Source organism: Verrucomicrobiota bacterium, from assembly GCA_039192515.1.
GTDB lineage: Bacteria > Verrucomicrobiota > Verrucomicrobiia > Methylacidiphilales > JBCCWR01 > JBCCWR01.
Genome location: JBCCXA010000006.1, coordinates 90224 through 112945, shown reverse-complemented (window position 1 = coordinate 112945; position 22722 = coordinate 90224). Strand labels below are relative to the sequence as shown.

At 42.4% G+C, this 22722-nt stretch carries 19 protein-coding genes; 4 read left to right on the top strand and 15 right to left on the bottom strand.

What is annotated here, in order from left to right:
* Positions 1–5 precede the first annotated feature (5 nt).
* The 14 genes from AAGA18_04615 to rpmH all read right to left on the bottom strand — a co-directional run bounded on the left by AAGA18_04615 (position 6) and on the right by rpmH (position 13785).
* Positions 6–2186, bottom strand: a complete 2181-nt coding sequence (locus AAGA18_04615) for a VWA domain-containing protein (GenBank protein ID MEM9444617.1) — start codon at positions 2184–2186, stop codon at positions 6–8.
* Positions 2183–3220 (bottom strand): VWA domain-containing protein, encoded by a 1038-nt coding sequence (locus AAGA18_04610; GenBank protein ID MEM9444616.1) that lies wholly within the window; start codon positions 3218–3220, stop codon positions 2183–2185. The genes AAGA18_04615 and AAGA18_04610 overlap by 4 nt, the downstream gene beginning before the upstream one ends.
* Positions 3217–4020, bottom strand: a complete 804-nt coding sequence (locus AAGA18_04605) for a hypothetical protein (protein ID MEM9444615.1) — start codon at positions 4018–4020, stop codon at positions 3217–3219. The genes AAGA18_04610 and AAGA18_04605 overlap by 4 nt, the downstream gene beginning before the upstream one ends.
* A 3-nt stretch (positions 4021–4023) precedes the next feature.
* The gene (locus AAGA18_04600) at positions 4024–4926 is read right to left on the bottom strand and encodes a DUF58 domain-containing protein (protein ID MEM9444614.1); all 903 of its coding nucleotides are present in this window, start codon (positions 4924–4926) and stop codon (positions 4024–4026) included.
* Complete coding sequence (locus AAGA18_04595) at positions 4926–5900, bottom strand: MoxR family ATPase (GenBank protein ID MEM9444613.1); 975 nt, start codon at positions 5898–5900, stop codon at positions 4926–4928. Before AAGA18_04595 ends, AAGA18_04600 begins: the two co-directional genes overlap by 1 nt.
* Positions 5901–6013: 113 nt before the next feature.
* Positions 6014–7108 carry a galactokinase gene (gene galK, locus AAGA18_04590; protein MEM9444612.1) on the bottom strand — a complete coding sequence of 365 codons (1095 nt, stop codon included), beginning with the start codon at positions 7106–7108 and terminating at the stop codon, positions 6014–6016.
* A gap of 39 nt (positions 7109–7147) precedes the next feature.
* The gene (locus AAGA18_04585; GenBank protein ID MEM9444611.1) at positions 7148–8281 is read right to left on the bottom strand and encodes a serine hydrolase domain-containing protein; all 1134 of its coding nucleotides are present in this window, start codon (positions 8279–8281) and stop codon (positions 7148–7150) included.
* 17 nt (positions 8282–8298) lie between these two features.
* Positions 8299–9099, bottom strand: a complete 801-nt coding sequence (locus AAGA18_04580; GenBank protein MEM9444610.1) for a L,D-transpeptidase family protein — start codon at positions 9097–9099, stop codon at positions 8299–8301.
* Positions 9092–9778 (bottom strand): hypothetical protein, encoded by a 687-nt coding sequence (locus tag AAGA18_04575; GenBank protein ID MEM9444609.1) that lies wholly within the window; start codon positions 9776–9778, stop codon positions 9092–9094. Before AAGA18_04575 ends, AAGA18_04580 begins: the two co-directional genes overlap by 8 nt.
* A gap of 40 nt (positions 9779–9818) precedes the next feature.
* The gene (locus tag AAGA18_04570; protein MEM9444608.1) at positions 9819–10223 is read right to left on the bottom strand and encodes a hypothetical protein; all 405 of its coding nucleotides are present in this window, start codon (positions 10221–10223) and stop codon (positions 9819–9821) included.
* Positions 10224–10711: 488 nt separating this feature from the next.
* On the bottom strand, positions 10712–11167 hold the full coding sequence (locus tag AAGA18_04565) for a R3H domain-containing nucleic acid-binding protein (GenBank protein MEM9444607.1): 456 nt from the start codon (positions 11165–11167) through the stop codon (positions 10712–10714).
* Positions 11168–11217: 50 nt separating this feature from the next.
* The gene (locus tag AAGA18_04560; protein MEM9444606.1) at positions 11218–13086 is read right to left on the bottom strand and encodes a YidC/Oxa1 family insertase periplasmic-domain containing protein; all 1869 of its coding nucleotides are present in this window, start codon (positions 13084–13086) and stop codon (positions 11218–11220) included.
* Positions 13087–13248: 162 nt separating this feature from the next.
* Positions 13249–13602 carry a ribonuclease P protein component gene (gene rnpA, locus AAGA18_04555; protein ID MEM9444605.1) on the bottom strand — a complete coding sequence of 118 codons (354 nt, stop codon included), beginning with the start codon at positions 13600–13602 and terminating at the stop codon, positions 13249–13251.
* A gap of 3 nt (positions 13603–13605) precedes the next feature.
* A complete protein-coding gene (gene rpmH / locus AAGA18_04550) occupies positions 13606–13785 on the bottom strand; it encodes a 50S ribosomal protein L34 (GenBank protein MEM9444604.1) in 180 nt (59 codons plus the stop codon).
* A 245-nt stretch (positions 13786–14030) separates the two neighbouring features.
* On the opposite strand from rpmH, the gene AAGA18_04545 reads away from it, so the two are divergent.
* Both AAGA18_04545 and AAGA18_04540 read left to right on the top strand, forming a co-directional pair.
* Positions 14031–15452, top strand: a complete 1422-nt coding sequence (locus AAGA18_04545; protein MEM9444603.1) for a Gfo/Idh/MocA family oxidoreductase — start codon at positions 14031–14033, stop codon at positions 15450–15452.
* A gap of 43 nt (positions 15453–15495) precedes the next feature.
* Complete coding sequence (locus tag AAGA18_04540; GenBank protein MEM9444602.1) at positions 15496–16869, top strand: Gfo/Idh/MocA family oxidoreductase; 1374 nt, start codon at positions 15496–15498, stop codon at positions 16867–16869.
* A 25-nt stretch (positions 16870–16894) separates the two neighbouring features.
* On the opposite strand, the gene AAGA18_04535 is transcribed toward AAGA18_04540, so the two are convergent.
* Complete coding sequence (locus tag AAGA18_04535) at positions 16895–18136, bottom strand: hypothetical protein (GenBank protein MEM9444601.1); 1242 nt, start codon at positions 18134–18136, stop codon at positions 16895–16897.
* A 487-nt stretch (positions 18137–18623) separates the two neighbouring features.
* Between AAGA18_04535 and AAGA18_04530 the strand changes: the two genes are divergently transcribed.
* Positions 18624–19763 (top strand): ribonucleotide-diphosphate reductase subunit beta, encoded by a 1140-nt coding sequence (locus AAGA18_04530; GenBank protein ID MEM9444600.1) that lies wholly within the window; start codon positions 18624–18626, stop codon positions 19761–19763.
* A 67-nt stretch (positions 19764–19830) separates the two neighbouring features.
* A complete protein-coding gene (locus tag AAGA18_04525; GenBank protein ID MEM9444599.1) occupies positions 19831–22683 on the top strand; it encodes a ribonucleoside-diphosphate reductase subunit alpha in 2853 nt (950 codons plus the stop codon).
* Positions 22684–22722 lie beyond the last annotated feature (39 nt).

Below are 22722 nucleotides of genomic sequence, written 5' to 3'. Positions count from 1 at the left end.
AAGACTTACCAATCTTTTTCAACCTTACCCAGACTTGATTTGGTACGTTCCTCTTCTCTAAACTGTTGATTCTCGAGTTCTTGAGCCATGATTTCCTCCGCTGAAAAATTTGGCGCAGGCATAGTTTGAAGTTCAGTAAAACTTTGCATCGGACCTTCGCTCCTAGAGGACAAACTAGATGCATCACCACTTTCAGACTCATCCCACTCTTCAAAGTCCTCGGCCTCTTCCCAATCATCACTATATTGATCTGAAAATCCCCCATCCTGTTGAGGGAAAAGCGTAAGAATTTTATTCATAAGCCTTACCGCATCTTCCTGACGCTGGGTTGCAGGCCACCATGTGTTAAATTCATTAAGAAATTGAACTGCCCTTTTTTGACTTTCTAGTGCTTTGTTCATTAATGCGATAGGCTCATTCAGAATACTTTCAAAAGACTCAGATGGTAGTGCATAGGTGATAGCTTTCATTTTTTTATCTAATTCCAGAAATCGAATGTGCATATCTACCCCTCTTTCGTGCAAAGCTTCTTGCTTTAGAACATAGGCCTCAACTTGGCCTGTTGTAGGGACTGATTCAATGAGTCTTTGTTTCATTTCTTTAGGAATTTTGCGTTGTCTGCGCTGCTTCAATTTACCTTTCTCAATCACTTCCGTTTGAAAATTCTTTTGGTCGTCTTTCAGTTGTCTGAGAAGTTCAATTATCTGCTGTAACTCCTGGTCAGCCTCCTCCTCTTCAGATTTTTTTTCTTCAATTTTATTATAAATGTTTTGTCTAAGTCGGTCTAACTCTTGCAATTGCATACCGGGCCGGGCGTAATCAGGCCTTAAACGAGCAGCCTGTAAAAGATATTGTTCTGCCTTATTACATTTAATCAGTGCCGTTTCTAGAAGTTCCTCTTTTGATTGATCAACAATTTCTTTGATTTCCCTCTTAGTCGTAAGCGCTAAGTTCAGAGCGATTACAGCTTGCGGCTTTGAAGAGGTCATCTCAGAATGGTTCGCTAGTTCATTCCACAGCATTTGAGCCTCCTCATACTTGCCTTCTGCCGTCAACTTCATTGCCCGTTCAAACAGTAGCGAAGGAGAATTATTATCATCTGCGAAACAACTCTGACTTACAACTAAGAGCGCAACAAGAAGCGTTCTTCTTTTCACGAGCTTCTGCTTTAGCAACAGCCATTTTTGATCACCTTGTCCCACAAAAAAGAGAAACTCAACCCATAGCAGTAAGATCAAAGAAACGATGATAAAGAAAAATGCTGCTTCTTGATAAACAATATCAAAATTACTTCCTATCCCGCCATCACGCTTCTTGTCTTTCGCAAAATCAAGATACATATCACCCAAATGGAATGGGGAGGTCTTTACTGAAACATACTTACTTCCCTTGGATAGCCTTTCCAACTCCAGTAAACCCCTTTCTTGCAATTGAGTGAGAACAGGTCTTCCCTGATGTTCTAAGAAGCTTTCATTACCTTCATCATCGATAATGGGGATTTTAGATCCAACTGATGGATCACCTAAACCTACTATGAGCAGTGAGTCATTTGTTTGATTAAATACCTCGGCAACCTTTTTCATTTCAGGACCATGGTCTTCGCCATCTGTTAAAAGAATTAAATCTTGATAACTGGCACGACTTACATCAAAAACCTGGCTTACTACTTTTTCCACAGCAGATAAGAGGAGTGTTCCACCAAAATCTACTGATCTAGGCTGCGCTTGTTCCAACATGTATTTCAAAAACTCATAGTCACTTGTTAGAGGGCACAATATAGAACTACTCCCTGCATAAATCACTAATCCTACACGATCATTGGAAAAAGAACCTAAACAATCTCGCACCGCCTGCTTAGCAACTTCTAACCTTGAAGGGTAGCAGTCTTCTGCCAGCATACTTCGAGAAACATCTAATAAAAACACAACATCCCTACCAGATTTTTGAATAGACTTTTTCTCGGGGGCATATCCAGGTCTAGCGAGGGCTATAATCATGAAAACCAAAGCCCAAAGCAATATTCTATGACGATGCCTTCGCCGACGCTGATCGATACTTATCGAGCTCTCCAGGGCCCTTATTGTCTTAAGATTCAAAGCTTCTGCTCGTTTCATTTGCATACGAATAAAAGGCAGAAGACCTAATAGCAGAAGCATCCAAGGCCATTGAAAAGCAATCCAACTCATGGCGCCACCCTTAACCAAGTCGATTCCAGCAGCAACATACTAAGTAAAGATATGACCCCTAGCGATAGAGGAATCCAAAACAAATCTGAAGGCGCTATATATTCTTGGATGCGAATCTTTGTTCGCTCTAACTCATCGATTTCTTCATAGACGGATAAAAGAGATTCATAGTCAGAAGCTTTCCTGAAAACTCCACCAGTAGAACTGGCAATATGTTCTAACACCTGGTCAGCCGCTGATGGTGGAATTTTCTTTCCATTCTCATCCGTTAACAATTGGTCTCCTAAGCTAATCACGTAAACCCGACAATTCCATTTTTGAGCAAAAGCTGACGCTTCCTGAGGTAAATACTTGCCAGAATTATTTTCCCCATCTGTCAAAAGAACAACTACTCTACTTTCAATATCAGGAGCTGATTTTGATCCATCCCCTTGCTCTACTTGCAGTTCCGAAAGCTTTTCTAACCTGGCACATGCTAATGTTAAAGCATCTCCATATGCGGTTCCGTCCTCATTAGGACGATTTTGCACTTCCAAGCGTTGTACGATGTCTACCAAGGCTTGATGCCCAAGGGTAAGAGGACTACGTGTATCGGCATAGCGAGCAAAGGTTATCAAACCAATAAGATCTTGCTGCCTACCTGATAAGTTCTGACCGTCCCCCATAATAAAACGCTCTACCATTTCTTTAGCTACTTCCATACGGCTCTCTCGTGTCCCATTCGGTAGATCAATAGCCATATCCATACTACTTGAAATATCTACAAGAATTTTTATCGCGATACCCTTAGTGTTCTTTTTTGACTGAGTAAATAGAGCTTGCGGTCTAGATAGAGCAAAAACCAAAAAAACCAAAGTTGTCCACCAAAGAACTTTTAACACCCATAAATAATTAGCTCGACCTTTTGAGAGTTTCTGCCAGGCGCTAATCGCTGGCACAGAAAGAGCATCGGTATGAACAATACGCTTATCAAACGCTTTCCAGGCAAAATATCCTATAAGCACTAGTAAGACTAGGGGATACAACAAAATCATGAAACTGTCTTTCCTGAATTTTTCAGCAAATGACTTAATTGTTTACCATCAAGTGAACTCACTTCATGATTAGAATATAGTATTTTTTGAAATAAGCTTCTACCCTGTTGATCATATTTTTCCCCGTAAAGCAGGAAGAATTTCTCTATTTCCTTAACGGGCCATTCACCCATGTGCATGGCCTCTAGGATTTTATTTTGAAGTGACATGCGCGAATCGGAGAACGACTCAGGTAGCACTTGCTTATTCAACTGCTTACATTGATAGAAGATCCATAGGAAACCTGCTATTATCAAAAAGGCACAACTCATAATAAACCAATAGGAAATGTCCGTATTTTGACTTTCCATGAAACTCGGGTCCCATGCTTCTAGTCGATCATTAGATTCAGATAGTTGAAAAGATCCAATCTCTAGTCCCGGAAATTTGAGCCTATTTTCATAAGTCCTACCTTGTAGAGTAAGCTTGGACTGAATGCTGGAAAAATCAATGAAGCCGGGTTTTATTGCTTGAAGTATCCACGTATGCCCTGCCTTATATCCAATATTTATAGAGTAATCCACAGGATGTTGTTCTTCACCTAGTAGCAAAATCCCATCTACATCCTCCCATGCAAATTCTAGCTGAGGGTATGTCTCAGCTACTATCTTCACTTCAAGATGAAAGACCTTGCCTGGCAGAATTTTATCTGGAGTCACCTTAAACTCAATTTGCGAAACATCAGCCATGAGCCCTTCTGAAAGAACTTTTGCTGAGGTAGAATTTAAGAGCAATAAAATGAGAAAAGACAAACGAAACATTGACTAACCTCCTGTCTCATCAGCTAATCTTCTTAATCTTGATTTAAAGAAGTCACTTAACACACTAACACAATCAGCACCTGCCAAACATTCAAAAAAATCTGCACGACATTCCAGCATCAAATCTCTTAGATCACTTAGTCTCCTCTTTGCTAATTCTTGAACACCTGACTGATCTGTTGCACCAAAATCTACCACTCTCATCTTTCTGCTTTCAGAATCAATCATTCTGACTAAGCCAGACGTTGAGCTAGTCACTTCATTCGGCCTTGAAATACAGCCTGCTATAACATCGTGACGATAAGCCAACGCTTTGAGTTCTTCTTCATAATTCATCACAAAAAAATCTGACAAAACAACTGCTAACGATCTCTTATTTGCCAAATGGGCAAAGGATCTTAAAGCTGCGTTAAAATTTGTTTGCTCACCACCTTCTTGTGCTTCACCCTCCTTAATTAAGACGTCCATCAGTGACATGACATGCTGCCTCCCTTTACTAGGAGGAATAATGCGCTTCACTTCATTAGAAAATAGTATCAACCCGATTCGATCATTATTTTTCACTGCAGCCATTGCTAATAAAAAACTCAACTCTACCAATGTCCACCACCTACTGATTTCACCAGGACGATAACCACACTTCATGGAAGACGAAGCATCCACTAATAAATAAAAAATCTGTTCACGTTCTTCGATGTAACGCTTGATATGAGGTACGCCTGTGCGTGCTGTAACTTTCCAATCAATACTGCGAACATCATCTCCAGGGATATACTCCCGAACATCTTCAAACTCAATTCCCCGCCCTTTAAAAACACTTCGATATTCTCCAGCTAGGAAATGTTCAACTGCATAGCGACACCTAGTATCTAAATCACATAATTGGCTATCTATGCTGGGCAACATCAATTTTGAACTGGAACTTTTGCCAGTATCTCATCAATTAGATCATCTGAATTTAGTCCTTCAGCCTCTGCTCGGTACGAGATTGCTAAGCGGTGTCTCAAGATATCATGAGCGACATCCTTCACATCTTGAGGTACAACATAATCACGCTTTTCAAGTAATGCTGTTCCTCTAGCTGCTAATGAAAAATAGATAGTCGCTCTGGGTGACGCACCAAATCGAATATACGAATTAATATCTTCTAATCCATATTTCTGAGGTTCGCGAGTTGCATCGACTAGGCGTAGGATATATCTTTCCACTTTTTCATCAATATAGAGCTGGTCGATTAAAGCTCGAATCTCAAGTATTTCTTCTAATGTTATGACCGATTCTGAGCTAAGATTTGGGGCAGACTTGGCCATACGCCTCATAATCTCATGCTCATCTTCCATTGTGGGGTATCCAACCTTAAGCTTAAATAAGAAGCGGTCCACTTGTGCTTCAGGAAGAGAATAAGTACCTTCTTGCTCGATTGGGTTTTGTGTAGCCAGAACAAGAAATGGGTGTGGCAGAGCAAAGCTCTCTTTGCCAAGGGTAACCTGTTTCTCCTGCATAGCTTCCAGTAATGCACTCTGAACCTTCGCAGGGGCTCGGTTAATCTCATCAGCTAAGACTATATTTGCAAAAACAGGGCCTTTCTCAGGACTAAACGTATGGTTGGAGGGATCATAAAGTAGCGTTCCCGTTAGGTCACTAGGCAACAGATCAGGAGTAAATTGAATACGGCTGAATGAAGCCGTTAAAGTATGCGCCATGGTATTCACGGTAAGCGTCTTGGCAACCCCTGGCACTCCTTCTATCAGCACATGCCCATTGCATAGTAGACTGAGCAAGAGACGCTCGATCAATTCTTGTTGGCCGACAACAATTTTCCCTATTTCAGATCGAACTTTCTCTAAACTGCCACACGCTTTCTCAATATCAGTCTGCACTCAAAACCCTCTATCACTCACACTATGTCATGTCTCCAACTATGAAAATTAGAGACTAAGGTCTTATTTATGACGATGCAAAATAAAACCTTTGTCATTCCTTTTTGGAGCATCTAGATATTTAAAGCGCCAGCAACTGGATTCACTTCGATGATTTTTGGTGGCCTACCGAATTTTTTAGAGAAGAAGCTAGTGAGGTCATTTTGGTAAAAATCTTTTTTACTTCTCTCGAGCAAATGAACCACCGCACCACCAAAACCTCCACCGGTTAATCGAGCACCCAGGCACGCTTTATGTCTGCTTGCAAAATCAACAAGTTCATCGAGTTCACGACAACTGTTTTCAAAATTATTCTTTGAGCTTTCATGAGACTCGAACATTAGCTGACCGAGTCGCTCCATAGCACCTTCTTGTAGCGCCTGACATGCTTTTTGCACACGTTCATTTTCAGTTACAACATGGAGAGCTCTCTTATGCTCTTCTAGACTCAAGTCAAATTTTCGATCATCTAGATGATCAACCTGAACTTCTCTTAAATAGGCAACGTCCAGTTTCTTAGCAGCACTTTCACATACTTCTCTTCTATTAGAGTACTCTCCGTCCACCAATTGATGTCTCGTTTCAGAATCAACAACAAGAAAACAGAAAGCCTTGCTAAATGGAAGATTTTCATAGCCTAAAGATTGCAAGTCAATTTTGTTAACACTTCCTCTCTGGCTTATAAGAACAGAAATTTGATCCATCAACCCACAAGATACTCCCGCAAATTGATTTTCCGCCCATTGACACATTTTAGCCATCTCAAGTGGTTCTTGGTCAAGGCTATGATATTGCTTACAGGTTAAGAGTGATGCCACCTCTAGTGCCGCACTGCTACTCAAGCCAAATCCTAGGGGAATGGAACTTTCGATTTCCATATCCATACCCAAAATCTCGACCTCCCTTTCCTTCAACGCCGCTAGCACTCCCACCACATAATTGACCCAGTGCTGTTCCTTCTGTGGGACGAGGTTATTAAGGCTACCCTGCCAAGTTTCTTCTAAGTTTAGCGAGCGCAGGCGTAGGATATGATCTTCTCTCAAACGACTGCGCATTATCGTATACCGATCAACTGCCATAGAGATAACTAATCCCTGATTGTAATCGGTATGATTACCTAATAACTCAACTCGGCCTGGAACTTTCACCTCTAGCCAAGTTGTGCTCATTTCCATCTCTTGATTAGAACAAGATCGTATCGCAACATACTAAATGGAGTAGGCTGCTAAGCCATCTTCTTGAACCAGCTCTAAATCCTTATAAATAGCTTCTATGAGTGTTCTTGCCCTTTTTTGATGAACTGCATCACCAGCCATACCATTAAACAGAAATACACCTGTCAGATCAAAATCCGGATCCGCAAAGCCCAAAGAAGATTCAGCACCTCCATGTCCAAAAGTTCTCCCCGAAGCATAAGCACCAAACCCGTAGGCCACATCGAGCTCGCCATAATGAATGGATTGCCTTATAAAACCTAAACCCATATCAATCTTATAACGAAAAGTATGATCTATCATACCTATACGATGAGCTGCTGTAATAGCCTCAACTGTTGTTGGCTCTAATATTCTTGCATCTCCTAATCTACCTCCCTGTATCAACATATCATAAAACAATCTTAATTCACGGGCAGGTCCCCTTCCATGACTGCCGGGCTTGGGCAACGAAATTTCCCAGCTCCTTTCTAGCTTATCATGTGGTTCACACTTGCCATTGGCAGTTACATGCATCACAGCCATCTGATCACCGTATCTATTAATCTGTTCTTCTGGCACCCCGATCCAGCAATTTTTCATTCCCAAAGGTTTAAAGATTTCCTCTCGAACGTATTGTTGGTAGGGGCGTCCATCTAGACGATGAACAATCTCTCCAAGAGCCATCCAACTGCCCGAGGTATGATAACCTGCTTTTCTGCCTGATTGCCAGCGAGGCTCTTTAGGTGCAGCAGCCACTTGCTCCAACGCTTCCTTCATATTTGGGCAATGGATCGCTTGATCTGCTAGACGAAACCCCCCGGTATGCGTGAGCAACTGCCGTATGGTAATGGATTCTTTTCCATTCTGTCCGAATTCTGGCCAATATTTTGCTACTTCATCATCCAAAGAAAACAAATCCCTTTCCCAAAGTTGTGCCATAGCGACGGCTCCTATAGGCTTACTGCTAGACATCCATAAACAAAGGCTATCATGAACCATCGGGACTCCCTTATTGGCCTCACCGAAGCTGAAATTTGCCTCGATCCTTTCGCTACTCTTACCGACGGCCACACTGAGCTGTGCACCAATGTGATGGCCTTCTTCAATGCCTTGCCTAATCAGTTCTTGAGATATTTTCAGTTCCATGATTTTTGAAATAGCCTTTAAGGAAGCTTCCACTTATTCTGATACTTTCTATAAGCCTCTCTAGGCAACAAGACATAAAGAGGATTTTTAGTCGGATCAACCCATGCAATCAATTTTTTCAAGTTCTTTTCTGACATAGTAGTGCACCCGTACGTATTCTTTCCACCTTCATCCCTCCATATATGAAAAAAGATAGCACTGCCCGCTCCCGGGATAGCATAAGGAGCTGGGTTATGTTTGATAAAAAGTTTTAAACTGTGCACCGAATCATTCATACGCATCTGCTGCTTTCGTTCCCATTCGGTTTCAGGGCCACGCCCCTCTAAAGTTAAGTGCTGGTTATAATAAGGTGATTCGGAATCCTCTACCCATAGATCGCTTTCCGTTACTTGATGATATTTGAGACTATCATTTTTCTGAATTTCCTTGGCATAGCCATAGGCATCACCAATTTCAAACACCCCAGCAGGCGCCTTAACATCCCCTTCCTTTTTTCTCCCTTCCTCAGATGGCAAAGGATTTAGGCCGATACCCCAAGCCAACCCTCTATTGGCCAGCCTCACCATGAACCTCTTATCTTGATTATCCAGAGTAATTTGTTTCCACACTCCATCATCCTTTCTCTCCCAACGTTGAAGGAACCCGTAAGTGGACTTCCAATGATCTGGAATCACTACAATGAGCTGCTTACTCGTCTCTGGGATCGTAAAAGAATCTGTTTGTCTAGCCTCACAAGGATCGCTCAGGTTTAGCAAAAAAAAATAAAAGAACCCTTGTGATAAATATCGCAAATACCCTAAGGCGGTTTTGTCAATCATCCTCGCCTCGAAAGCGTTTCATTCGTTCTTGAGACCCTTTACGCAGCTTATAGTCCTTCCAAAAAGCAGGACCAATCACCACAAAGTAACCAAGCATTGCTCCCAAAATAAATGGTGTCTTGGCAGGAATCTGGACACACTCCATAAATAAAAATCCAGCTGTTAAGATTGAGATCCATTTCGCGTAAATTGGAAACGGTATAAATAACAGTCGAAGCTCATACCTAGGATATAAAGTTCCGAAGGCGATCAATAGGGAATTGAATATCCACTGAGAATCAATAAGAAATGGAATTGCTGGACCTAACGCAAATATAGCGATGATAACCCCTAAGACAGAGAGAATTATATAGACATTCAATTTAAAGGCGCCCCATGTTTCTTCCAAGGCGCCCCCTATGAACCAAAAAAACATCATCATAACAAAGAAGAAAAAAGTACCTACTCCCAAGCTCGCATTTGGGCTCACTACGAATAGAAATGTGATTGCTCGCCAAAATTGCCCCGCTAAGAAAAACTCTGGAAGCAAGAGCAGGTCCCCTACAAAACTCTGCGTTGAATCACTCCCGATCAAAAAAAAAGTTAGAATATTGAATAGAATTAGAACCTTGGTGAGATGGGGGACAGCCCAGCCGCCAAAACGTCTTTCTAAAGCATCCAACCATCTAGGAGGTTCCATAGGAAAATCTATCTAACTTTCAAAGATTCGCTAAAAAATCTTATGGCTCGTCAGTGATCTTAGACCAATCATGGTCTGTTGTCACTGCATAGACTTGAAACTCAGATTGATACCGTATCAAGACGGAACGAACCACAGCAGAATCATCTGCATAACCATACTCAGCTGTTGTATCTGGTATCAAATCCATCATACGGTGCGCATAGATCATAGCAAAAGCAGCCTCAGCAATGGCAAAATAAGGCAAATCCTTCACCTGACCCTCTGCAAAATCCTCTACGGCATCAGCCAAAAACTCTAATTGATCCACCAAATGTGGAAATTTTGGAGCATTGATCTGCGTAAATTCTGCCTTGAGCAAAGGCAACTCTCTCATGATGTTATCTAATATCTTCGGGGTGATCTTCATCGCGTTGCGATGGACAAAATTTGCTATCTCAGCCATTCATTAAACCTGTCCCGAATTTGATAATCTGACAAGCCGATTATTCACATCATGTTGTGAATCATATCATTGGGTCGGTTCACCATTTGCTTGCAAGAATCTCAAGCAGTTAGACTCGGTTGATGAGAATTTTTCAAATCATTCGGGTTAAAAAAGCCTATAAATCAAGATCAGCTAGCCGTAACCTCAGCGGATCATGAGGACACCTCGGATATTAGGTAAAGTCGCACTTCCACTAAAAGTTGCTACTTTCCTCAACAAAAACTTTGAAAGGATTAAAGCTTCGAGTCTTCCTGGAATAGATACTCTCCTTTGCTGTTTCGATTCTGAATCCTTAGCCCAATCATTAGGTATAGAGTGTTTCGAAAGATAAAAAATGAAGAGCATTAGAAATATGAATCGCATCGTCTGAGCGAAGGTCCTACATGCTAACAAAGGCGAAGCTATCAAGCATGCGAAGCACCAATCCAAATAGAGTGGGAAGATGGCTAACTGGCTTTCTTAATAACCACCTTCTTGAGGCGAGATTTTTCGTCCACACTCTGAGTCTTGATTTCAGGATCATCTATGAAAAAGTTATGAACAATGCGGCGATCAAAGGAATTCATCGGGTCTAATTCATAAGGATCACCTGTTTCTTTGACCTGATTAGCTGCAGCACGTAATTTAACAAACAACGGCTCATACTGATGTGCTTTATAATTCTCGACATCAATGGTGACTTTCGGAGCTTCATCTTCACTAGTTGTGAGTAATCGGTTCAACAAAAACTGTAAGTCATCCAATGTCTTACCATTGCGTCCAATCAGACGGCCCGGGTCGCGTGTAAGAATATGCAAAGTAGGTCCTTGGAGACGATCTTCCTCCCGCACCTCAAATACGAAACCAAGGTGTCCGAGCATCATCTCTAATGCCTCTTTAGGGCTATATTCAAAGGACTTCATTTTTTCTTAATTTAACCCGAATCATGCAGCAATCTACTGTATAAACGGATTTAACGCTTTTTGCGTTTCTGCGTCCTAGGTCCACGAGCTTTTTTTGCAGGCGCCCCCATACCAGGACCCGCTTTAGCTTGCAAAGCCTCACGCACTTTCTTTTTCTCTTCCGCTTTCGCCTTTAGCTCCTCAGGAGTAGGCATTGGTATCTTTAAGTTAAAATACATCTGAACTATTCCAAGCAAGTTTTGGACCGTCCAATATAAAGAAAGTGCCGAAGCAAAATTATAACAGAAAATCAGAAAAATAATGGGCATGAATTTGAAAATATGTTGTGCCGGGTTGTCGACTCCTTGTGGTTTGGGAGTCATTTGAAAACTCAAAAACATGCTAGCTGCCATCAAAATAGGCAATGGATTAATGGGAAAGTCTCCTAAAATAGGGAGAGGCAAATAGGCGATTGTATCAGGCTTCGATAGGTCGCTAACCCACCAGATCCATCCCTCATGCCGCAACTCAATCGCTCTCAAGAGCATCCAATAAAAGCCTATGAATATAGGCATTTGCAAAAGTATAGGCAGACAACCACCCACAGGATTGACGCCATAATCCTTGTACAACTTCATCATCTCCTGTTGTAGTTTGTCGGGCTTGTCTTTGAATTTTTCTTGCATCTCCTTCATGATTGGAGCAACCACTTGCATTTTTTTCATGCTCAAGTTGGCTTTGGTCTGCGGATACCAGAGAACCAGCTTGATAATGATCGTCATAATCACAATAGCCCACCCATAGTTACCTACAACTTTGTAGATGGCATTCATGAATAACAAAAGAGGACGGCTCACAAAACCGAAGTAACCATGCTCCATCACTTCTTTTTTATTCAAGTCCGTCATCACCTCATCATAAGTCGGGCCAGCAAAGAGAACCATACGTTGCTCAAGAGACTCCGAAGGCTTTACCTTTAGGCCACCAAATTGCACTGTCGCACGGATGCCATCGGGAATTTTTTCATTCTTAGAACGCAGATGAGGAAGCTCTACTTGAGTTCCTCTTAGATTCGTAACCTGACCTCCTTCAGAAAAATCCACGACCAAAGAAAAAAACTGGCTTTTTGTGACAGACCAAAGAAGCGGCCTATCCGCTGGGCTGGTAATTACCGTTTTACCATGAGAGATCGTAATACCTAATGGCTTGAACCCATCAAAGGCAGTTATTTTATCTATGTTAAATTCTTCAGAGGAATCCTTCCACCCCACACTCAGATGTGTCCTCTCGTCAGCACGACCATAAATAGGCTCCGCGACTCCAGTATCCATCCGTCCTGGGCCAAGCACCAAAAGTTCCCCACTATCGTTGACAATTTTCTGGTCTACATTAACCAAATACTCATTTTCGGGATCTAAAGTGAATGTGCGAACTATGTATCCACCTTTGTGGAGCTTGCGTTTGAAGACAACTTCAGAAGAGTTAGCCTTAATTACTTCGTAGGGAACGACCGTATATCCGTCTGTCCAGTCAATGCCTTGTAGATTTAAAACCGGCACCTTATTAATTCCGTGAAGAATGATTGGGTCCCCTTCCTCATCTTCTACGTAATGCTCTTTTAACTCTATCTTGTCTATGCCTCCGCCCAAAGTCGTCAGAACGACCCGGAGCTGAGTATTCTCTAAGACAAACTCTCTCGCACTGCTCAGATCACCTTGGATCAGCATTTCACTGGAAGCAGTTAAAGTAGGAACTTCACCCTCTGAGATTGTGTCATCAGCTACGACACCCTCTGATTCCGCCTTACTAACTTCTTTAGTCTCGACTTCCTCTCTGACGGGTCGAGGCTCTGGTGTAGGATAAAGCCTATCCATCAGCGGCTGCCAAGCCAACAAAAGCACGACGCATATCGTCACTACTATCCAAGCTGTTCTATCCATTCACTTACTTTCTTAATCAATCCATTCTCCTGCCGCTTCCTTAAAGCGGGATTAACAAAAGGTAGAATTGTAGCTAAGCCAACTACTTTGAAAACAATAAAGAATGAATTAAGCCTATTTAGCTTTTACAGCGGCTCTGAACTCAACAATACTTGCCTAAAATTAGAAAAAGTTGGCTTTGCGATAAACCCCTTCCACCTCATCTTTGAGCTGCCAGTAACTGGCTTCTGCAGACTCCTTCCGAGCAATCCAGACCGACCATAACCCCTCAGGCAAAAACTGCTGTAGATTTCTGTAGATCTCTTTTAATCTTCGGCGGATTCTATTGCGGACCACCGCCGCACCGCATGACTTAGGAACGATAAAAGCCACCATTCGAGAAATATCTGTCTGGTCTTGATGCTCCAGGTAGTTGCATGCGACCAGACGACTATTAATTCTCTTACCATTCCGACGCACTCGATCGAAATCTCGACGTTTTCTCAAGATCTGACGACGCCTTAAGGATCTCTTCAAGAATCAGGCGTGTTGTTGAACGTGACGCTTAAATTTCAAATCCGTGCGTTTAGGCGTCAAACGGACACGCCCTTTAGCACGACGACGCTTTAGAATAGCTCGCCCACTCTTTGTGCGAGTTCTCGCTAAAAAGCCAAATTGTTTTTTACGTGTTCTTTTAGACGGGCGATACGTCGGTTTCATACCAAAATTCCTTGTTAAATCTTCCCTTCGTTAATCCTGAAGGGCTTACAAGCTATCAACCTCTTTTTTTTAGTCAACCCCTTAATGATTGGGTTTCTATTAATCTTACATCACAGATATGCAGAAGGCGTGGAGCATTTTTAGAAGCCCTGCCAAAGTAATCCAATCCCGTTTAGCCAAAATCTAAAATCACCTAACTGCGTCTTATAAGGTATTGTTAACCCACACTACGCAGGAGATCTATTATGAATAACACCCCTCAATCAGACCCTAAAAAGCCCATAACCAGACGCACATTCGTATCTACCGCCTCTGCACTAGGCACTGGAATAGTTCTTTCATCCACTCCCGCTAAATCTTTAACCAGGCCGATCAAAAAGGATGAGTTAAATATTGCGATCGTCGGTTTCGGCTCCCAAGGGAAGGTGCTTGTTGATTCAATTTACAAGATAGGACCAAGCGTCCGAATTAAAGCCGTCTGCGACATCTGGCCATACAAAATAAAAAAATGGTTGAGTAAGATGCGAGGAAAGAAGGTTCAAATTGGGGAATTTAACACTTACCAAGATTTTCATAAGATGCTTGATCACGAAAGAGATCTAGACTGTGTGATTATCGCTAGCCCTGACTTTGTTCATGCCGAACATACTAATGCAGCACTAAGGGCAGGTTGTCATGTTTACTGTGAAAAACTCATGTCCAATACTGTGGAAGGTGCACGCAGTATGGTTCAAACTCAGCGGGAGACAGGTAAACTCTTACAAATTGGGCATCAGAGAAGAAGTAACCCGAGATATCAATTCATTAAGGATACACTTATTGATCAGGTATCCCTGTGTGGACAGATTACCGCCGTGAATGGCCAATGGAATAGAGCTGTTACTGCTGATATCAAGTCTAGCCCTGGAATTGCTTTAGATGAGACAACTCTCAATCGATACGGCTACAGGAATATGCATGAGTTCGAGAATTGGCGTTGGTATAAACGTTATGGTGGCGGCCCTCTCTCGGACTTAGGAGCTCACCAGATTGATATCTACAATTGGTTTCTTGGTAATAATCCAAAGTCAGTAATAGCCGAGGGAGGCGTAGATTTTTATCCAGGTCACGAATGGTATGACAACGTCATGGTGGTTTACCGTTTTGACACAAACCAAGGGACAACTCGCGCCTTTTACCAGGTCCAAACCACCACCAGTGCTGGCGGAGGATACTACGAATATTTTATGGGAACAGAAGGAGCTATTCGCGTCTCCGAAAATCACAAATATTCCAGAATTTTTCAAGAAGCCCTGGCTAGCACAGAAGAGGGTGCAAACCAAAACCCCTGGATCAAATGGCAAAAACAAGGGCTTATTGTTAGGAATGATGGAACAAAATCTTGGGAAAAACCTAAAAGCCTCCAACAACTAACAAGCTCCTCCACTGCAAAAGTTGATTCTCGAGAAACAGCACCTCTTGTGGAATGGAACATACCCATCACCCTAGGAAATAAGAGCATCCACCAGTGCCATTTGGAAAATTTCTTTGATGCTGTTCGGGGTGAAGCCACGCTCAATTGCCCGGCAGATGTTGCTTTTGCCTCTACCGTTACGGTTCTAGCTGCTAATGAAGCGGTGGCCGCTGAGAAGAAACTTTATTTTAGCCCACAAGACTTCATTGCATAGTCTTATGAGTCTGTCAGGATAGTTTCTCAGGTTATTATTTTAAATGGATAAAGGGCAACAGAAGAAACCAGAGCACCCATTGACAAGGCGCCGCTTTATCTACTCATCAGCCGCAGCAGGAACAGGACTAGCCATTTCTTCCACTCCACTCAACAGCTTGGCCTCATCCACTAAGCTAGATGACTTGAACATCGCCCTTATAGGCTTTGGGGCTCAAGGTAGAATGCTCTTTGAAGCGATTCGAAAAATGCCTGCTGGCGTTCGATTTAAAGCTATCTGTGACATTTGGCCCTATAAAAGAAAGTCTGCTAGACAGCAGCTCAAGTGGTATGGCTTTGATTCCAATATTTACGTAGATTATCAAGAGATGCTGGCAAATGAGAAGGATCTCGATTGCGTCATTGTCGCCACTCCAGATTTTGCTCATGCCGAACAAAGCAATGCTGCCATGCAGGCGGGTTGTCACGTCTATTGTGAAAAGACAATGGCAAATACAATCGAGCAAGCCCGAAGTATGATCAAGACTCAGCGTGAAACAGGAAGGCTTCTCCAGATTGGTCTTCAAAGACGTAGTAACCCAAGATATATCTACACCAAAAGCAAGTTAATTGATGAGCTTGCTATTTGTGGAAAAATTACCGCCATCAATGGACAATGGAACCGATCCATGAGTCACGACATTGGGGCTTCACCTAAAATTTCCATCAGCAAAAAAACCCTTAACCAATTCGGCTACGAAAATATGTATGAATTTCTTAACTGGCGGTGGTTCAAGCGTTACAGTGGTGGACTCATTTCTGATTTAGGCGCGCACCAAATAGATATCTTCAATTGGTTCCTCAATGCTAAGCCGAAATCGATTCAAGCAAGCGGCCTATCCAATAACCCTTCTCATGAATGGCCTGATAGCGTCACGGCCATTCTTCAGTATGAAACCCCTTACTCAAAGCTCCAAGCTATTTACCAAGCGCATTCAACTACTAATAATGGCGGAGGGTACTTCGAACACTTTATGGGAACTAAGGGGAGCATCAAAATATCTGAAAACCCACGCTACTCTGAACTCACTCCCAACATCATGCCTCAGCCTAAAAAGAAAGAGGGCTACATTGAAATTAAGCATCTACCTTTCTGGCAAAACCAGCCAGGTTTGCAAGCCACCCTTAGAGAACTAAATCCACCTTTAGAATATGCTTTGCCAACAAACCAAAACTTATCCAGCCCTTTTGAAATGCCTCATCCCAATACTCTTTACCAAAAGCATCTTGAAAATTTTTTTAATGCTGTCAGAGGTAAGACCCCACTTCATTGCCCTGCTGAAGTGGCTTTCCCGACTACTGTGATTATTTCGAAAGTCCATGAAGCCATCGCCTCAAAAAAGGAGATGCTTCTTCGATCTAGTGATTTTAAGATCTAACTTGAAGCTAAAGACAAGCGATTCGTTAGTAAGTATACTTGATTCCCATAGTGACGATGTGCCTTTGATATTCTCTGGCGGGGGTATTGCTGACTTCACTCTCAGACCATTGATACTCGTATCCTAGGAATAGCTTCCAATGCGCATCGAAGCTATAGTTGAACTCTAGACTAGGTCTGTATACCCTGTCCCATCGTTTACCTGGATTGAAATCGTTTTCGTAGATTGTAAAATAAAACCCTGCGCTAAGTGCTTCTAATGGTAAACCACATACATTCTCACCAAAATCATGTTCCCAGCCCAAAGTATACTTTACATCTTCAAATATACCCCTGCCAGCCGATCCTGGCATAATAAACCGGCGCCATTGCACGGAAAACCTATCAAACCTACTTGGCATGAGGACCAATGAACCTTTCATAAAAGTATGGACGCCGAAACCATCCGAGGTTTGGAAAATACCCTCTTCATAATCTCTCAAATCAGGGCCTATTTCTAACTTGAGTTTGAGCCACGAGTAAGGGTGACCTTCGAAACCCATGAGTACACGATGATATTGGTTAGAGTAGTTGATCGTCTCTCCAAAGTTTTCACGGTTCTCCTGATCTTGCGATCCATAACGATAACCAAGATATGCCTCAAGGTTTACCTGGTCCCATTGGTAACCTAGATCCAAGCCACCATTCAGATCATTTCGATCATAAAAATTCTGATAACCCGGCTCATTACTTCGCCTATGCATAAAGTCATATATTTTCCCTTCGTAAACCGCTCTCATAAAAAACGCATCCACGTTATACCTCGCTTGAAACAAATGCTGAGTGAAAAGATTTTGACGCCGATTGCGAATCTCATAGCCCCCTACCGCAGGAGGCCCTCCTTGGCCATTCCAAGTCTGAGAGCTACGCGAACCATCTGTGTAAAAAAGTTTAAAATCTCCATTCAACTGCCACTGGCCCAACTCTTGGTGAAAATGAAGGAACCCCTTATGTCTTTGATAATTCTCGCGCGGGATATCCGAATAAAAAGTGATATCTGGTGCATATTTGAGCTCCCAGTGATTGACCTCCTTCTCATGCCGCAAGCCTACGACTGGCAAAAGACTTGTAACCCAAGATTGTCGATTAGCCAGTCTGGTCTCTGGATACCAGTAAACATTGCTATCAAACCGCTGTTGCACTCCTAAACCCAAAATAGGCTCTAATGAATGGTTTGCTTTCTCTTCAGACTGACAGCTATCTCCCCCACTTGTGAAAAAAATCAGCACTATGTTACAGACAGGAAACGAAATTATCCTCATCACATTCACCACACCAATCTATCTTAAGCTAATTTCAAATCAATTTATTAATTAGATTATCTAATATCTAATGAGGTATTTTCATCACTTTTATAGTTTCCATAGTGGAATAGGAAGTAATCCAAAGATCACATAAAAATTTTACAAAAAAAAAGAGTTCTGATTGACACACAATTGCCAAGTGCGCTATATCTTGTGGAGTTCTTTGAAAGGGTATACTATATATAGTGCTGTTAAAAAAAAGGATTCTCCTAAAAAACTTTTCTAACTTCCTGATAATCAATGGGGTAGGCAAGAGTCCCGAGACTACCGTTTTTTTTAGCACCAGGCCTCAAACACTAGATGTAGTATCTCTTAGCAAAGAAAGCCTACCATATGAAGTGAATTGTATTAGCAATTTGTATGATTCGGGTTAGGGTCAAATAGAAAATTGAAGGGAGTACAAAAAGGATATATGAGTTACACAGCAGTTTTAGACCAAGAAGAGATCCTAGAGAAGGAAGACAACCGTTATATTTATTATCAATTTCGCGGCAAAAGTTTCAAGTTAGACAAAGAGAAGGCACGTGAACGCAAAGAAGCTAAAAAAGTTATCAACGGACTGAGAACTGCAGAGTTAAACATCATGCCTCTCAAGTACCAGGAGGCTTACCGCATCTATAAACAAATGAAAGCTAACCACTGGGAACCTGATGTCATCGATATGACAAAAGATTGTAACCTCTGGAACTCCGACGAACTTTCCGATAAGGAACGCTGGATCATCGAAATGGGGGTTGGTTATTTTTCCGCTGCTGAGGGCATTGTTGGCGATTCTGTTCTTCATGTTATTGAAGACAATCTAACCGCAGCCGAGCTAAAACATGCCTCCATGCGCTGGATCGCCGAAGAATCTATCCACATGGATTCATTGCTTCATATTATCGGTTCTTTAAACATTGACCAAGACGAAGTCACGGCAAAATTTAATGACATCCCCTCTATCCGTAAAAAGAATGACTTCATCACTCGTCACATGCCTGAATTGAAGATGGGAGTTGATTTAACCTCAGTTGAAGGAAAGCAAAAATTTGCTAAAGCCCTGTTTGGAATCTCTCAGGTAATGGAAGGCACTCAATTTTACGCCTTATTTGCCATGATTCTGTCACTGCATCGTCAAAATAAGATGACCGGCATAGGCCAAATGTTTCAATACACACTAAGAGATGAATCCAATCATATAGCGCTAGGTCGTTATATTTTAGAACAACTCATCCAAGAAAACCAGGACATGTGGACCGAAGAATTCCAGCAGGAACTTATTGACTTCATGCGTGAAGGTGTACATCTAGAGAAGGAGTTTGTAACGGATTGTCTTCCTGAAAACTGCGTAGGCATGACTCAAAAAGAGTTTCTTGATTATGTAGACTTTAATGCTGACCGGCGTTTAGCAAGCCTAGGGCTCTCAACACTTTCTAATGTTAAAGAGAACCCTTTTCAATGGCTGGATGAAGTTATTTTCCTCAAGAAAGAAAAGAACTTTTTTGAGACCCGTGTAACTGAGTATCAAACTTCTGGTTCTGTGAAAAATGCCAAAGAAGATGATCTCATTTAACCCTTGAAGTCAACCAACTATCACAAAAGACTGCTAAGAGCCAAACTAAGAAAGCAAAACCAACCATATGCCTACAGAAGTCCTCGAACAAGCTACTGAGACACAAACACAGGCCCATCCTACAGGTCTACCTAAAGTCATCCGTCGTGATGATCCTCACTCAACGAACGAGAAACCTAGAGTGGTACCGTGGTTGGGACATAAGATTGCCAACGCCGTTCAAGCTGCTTGTAAAGAAATGGGTGTTGACCCCTCTGTAGGCGAAAAAACTCGCATCGCCATCGAGAGCCGCATGCTCGATGAGTGCCCCTTATTTATTCATATCGAGCAGCTTCAAGATATTGTAGAAGAGACTCTACTCGATATGGGTGAGGGTAAAGTTGCTATTTGCTACGCGAAATACAGAGCACGCCGCGCAGCATTAAGAGAACAACGCTTCACTGAACCTGAGTTAGATGCAGATCAACTTGAGCTAACATCAGCGGACATACTTAAAGACATCCGCCTTAGAGTTTCTTTTGCCGTTATCAATTTAGACTTGGGAGATGCCACAGAAAATTCTCTTATTGCCAGATTACTCCGCAGTGTTACGCCAGACCTTAACGCAGAAGAAAGACGCAACACCGTAATCTTAAATGCTAAAGGTCTACTCGAATTAGATGCAGACTACCGCTACTTTGCAGCCCGTATCTTACTAACCTTTATCTATGAAGAGACTCTACCATGGACTATTAAAGATGGCATTGACAAACTAAAGCCAGCTCATCAAGAAGCCTTTAAAGCCTACATACCAAAAGGTATTGAGCTCAAACGACTAGATCCTAGGCTTTCCGAGTTTAATCTCGACCCGCTAGCAGAAGCACTTGATCCATACTCTGACCTCCAATTTGACTTTTTGGGTATCCAGACGCTATATGATCGTTATCTGATTCACCATAAACCTAACAACTCCTCTAGCCAAAAAGTGCGACTTGAAGCACCTCAAATTTTCTGGATGAGAGTAGCAATGGGCTTAGCACTTCTAGAAGAGAGCAGAGAGAACCAAGCTAAGGAGTTCTACAACGTCTATAAATCTCGGCGTGCCTGTTCCTCAACACCAACCTTATTTAACTCTGGATCTCTTCGCCCCCAATTAAGCTCTTGCTATCTACTATACTCAGGAGATTCCATTGAAGAAATCACCGAGACCTGGGTTCGCTTCTCTCTACTTTCAAAATGGGCCGGTGGCTTAGGATGCTCCTGGTCTGCAGTTCGAGGCACAGGTTCTCACATTGCGGGAACAAATGGTGAGTCCTCCGGAGTCATTCCTTTCCTCAAAGTATCTAACGATATTGCTCTAGCTGTTAACCAAGGAGGCAAACGTCCAGGTGCACTTTGTTCTTACTTAGAAACTTGGCATAATGACATAGATGATTTCCTTGACCTAAGAAAAGAAACTGGAGACGACCGTCGTCGTACTCACAACATGAATACTGCAAACTGGATTCCAGACTTATTCATGAAGAGACTCAAGGATATTGCCGACGGCAAACTCCCTAAGGATACTGAGTGGACGCTTTTCCGTGCTTCCGAAACGACTGACCTTCATGAGCTTTCTGGCATTGCCTTCGAAAAGCGCTATGAAGAATATGAAGCCATGGGTGATAGAGGAGAAATTTTCTCAAAGAAAGTTCGCGTCTTAGCTCTTTGGAAGAAAATGATCGAGGCACTCTTCGAAACTGGCCATCCCTGGATGACTTTCAAAGACCCTTGTAACCTGCGTTCACCTCAAGACCATGCAGGCGTTATCCATAGTTCAAACCTCTGCACTGAAATTACTCTGAACACTTCTAGGGATGAAGTTGCTGTTTGTAATTTGGCATCTGTCAATATAGCAGATCATCTAAAGCAAGATGGTTCCATCGATGATAAAAAACTGAAAGAAACTGTTACCGTTCTGATGCGGATGCTAGATAATGTCATCGACATCAACTACTACCCCACGGAAGCTGCAGCTAATGCGAACCTACGTCACAGGCCTGTTGGCATGGGAGTGATGGGACTTCAAGAAGCTTTCTACATAAAAGGTATACCATTTGATTCTCCCGAAGCTGTCTTATTCAATGATGAAATAATGGAGAAAATTGCCTATCATGCCTATTGGGCTTCTTCAGATTTAGCGGAAGAACGGGGCTGTTACTCTTCATTCAAAGGCTCCAAATGGGATCGTGGCATATTACCTCTTGATTCATTAGATATCTTAGAAAAAGAACGCGGTGTCGATATCATGGTGGATCGTAAGCAGCGTTTAGACTGGGATGCTCTACGCGACAAGATTGCTAATCAGGGCATGCGCAATTCCAACTGCTTAGCCATTGCTCCTACAGCAACCATTGCCAACATCCTTGGCACAACACCTTGTATTGAACCTGTCTTCAAACATCTTTTCACAAAGTCCAACCTATCTGGAGACTTTGTCTATACCAATGGTTATCTTGTAAAGGAACTTCGCAAGCGAGGTTTATGGGACCAAGAGATGCGTGAAGATCTTAAGTACTTTGATGGCTCTGTCTCTTCTATCGAACGAGTCCCAGAGGAAGTTAAAAAACTCTTTCCTACTGCTTTCGAAATTGAACCTACCTGGGTGTTACAAGCAGCAGCTGTTCGCCAAAAATGGATTGACCAATCACAGTCAGTCAATCTCTTTTTAGGTGATAATGATGCTCGTAAAGCCTCCTTCATGTACCGTGAAGCATGGGAGCGTGGACTCAAAACTACCTATTACCTCCGCACCTTCAACCAAAGTGGCTATGATAACGCAACACGCGATCGCAAGAAAAAGGAGTTAGAAGAAGCTGAAAAGAAGGTTGCTGCAGGTGAGATGCAAGCATGCTCACTTGAAGCCATGCGCAATGGCGAGAGTTGCGAGTCCTGCCAATAGCACCTTCAATATTTCAAGGGTTTTGTATAAGGGGTCAGC

Bases quoted from the DNA above. Each gene is read 5' to 3' on its own strand.
- AAGA18_04615 (MEM9444617.1), bottom strand. From the start codon at position 2,186: ATGAGTTGGATTGCTTTTCAATGGCCTTGGATGCTTCTGCTATTAGGT.
- AAGA18_04610 (MEM9444616.1), bottom strand. From the start codon at position 3,220: ATGATTTTGTTGTATCCCCTAGTCTTACTAGTGCTTATAGGATATTTT.
- AAGA18_04605 (MEM9444615.1), bottom strand. From the start codon at position 4,020: ATGTTTCGTTTGTCTTTTCTCATTTTATTGCTCTTAAATTCTACCTCA.
- AAGA18_04600 (MEM9444614.1), bottom strand. From the start codon at position 4,926: ATGTTGCCCAGCATAGATAGCCAATTATGTGATTTAGATACTAGGTGT.
- galK (MEM9444612.1), bottom strand. From the start codon at position 7,108: ATGAGCACAACTTGGCTAGAGGTGAAAGTTCCAGGCCGAGTTGAGTTA.
- AAGA18_04585 (MEM9444611.1), bottom strand. From the start codon at position 8,281: ATGGAACTGAAAATATCTCAAGAACTGATTAGGCAAGGCATTGAAGAA.
- AAGA18_04580 (MEM9444610.1), bottom strand. From the start codon at position 9,099: ATGATTGACAAAACCGCCTTAGGGTATTTGCGATATTTATCACAAGGG.
- AAGA18_04575 (MEM9444609.1), bottom strand. From the start codon at position 9,778: ATGGAACCTCCTAGATGGTTGGATGCTTTAGAAAGACGTTTTGGCGGC.
- AAGA18_04570 (MEM9444608.1), bottom strand. From the start codon at position 10,223: ATGGCTGAGATAGCAAATTTTGTCCATCGCAACGCGATGAAGATCACC.
- AAGA18_04565 (MEM9444607.1), bottom strand. From the start codon at position 11,167: ATGAAGTCCTTTGAATATAGCCCTAAAGAGGCATTAGAGATGATGCTC.
- AAGA18_04560 (MEM9444606.1), bottom strand. From the start codon at position 13,086: ATGGATAGAACAGCTTGGATAGTAGTGACGATATGCGTCGTGCTTTTG.
- rpmH (MEM9444604.1), bottom strand. From the start codon at position 13,785: ATGAAACCGACGTATCGCCCGTCTAAAAGAACACGTAAAAAACAATTT.
- AAGA18_04545 (MEM9444603.1), top strand. From the start codon at position 14,031: ATGAATAACACCCCTCAATCAGACCCTAAAAAGCCCATAACCAGACGC.
- AAGA18_04540 (MEM9444602.1), top strand. From the start codon at position 15,496: ATGGATAAAGGGCAACAGAAGAAACCAGAGCACCCATTGACAAGGCGC.
- AAGA18_04530 (MEM9444600.1), top strand. From the start codon at position 18,624: ATGAGTTACACAGCAGTTTTAGACCAAGAAGAGATCCTAGAGAAGGAA.
- AAGA18_04525 (MEM9444599.1), top strand. From the start codon at position 19,831: ATGCCTACAGAAGTCCTCGAACAAGCTACTGAGACACAAACACAGGCC.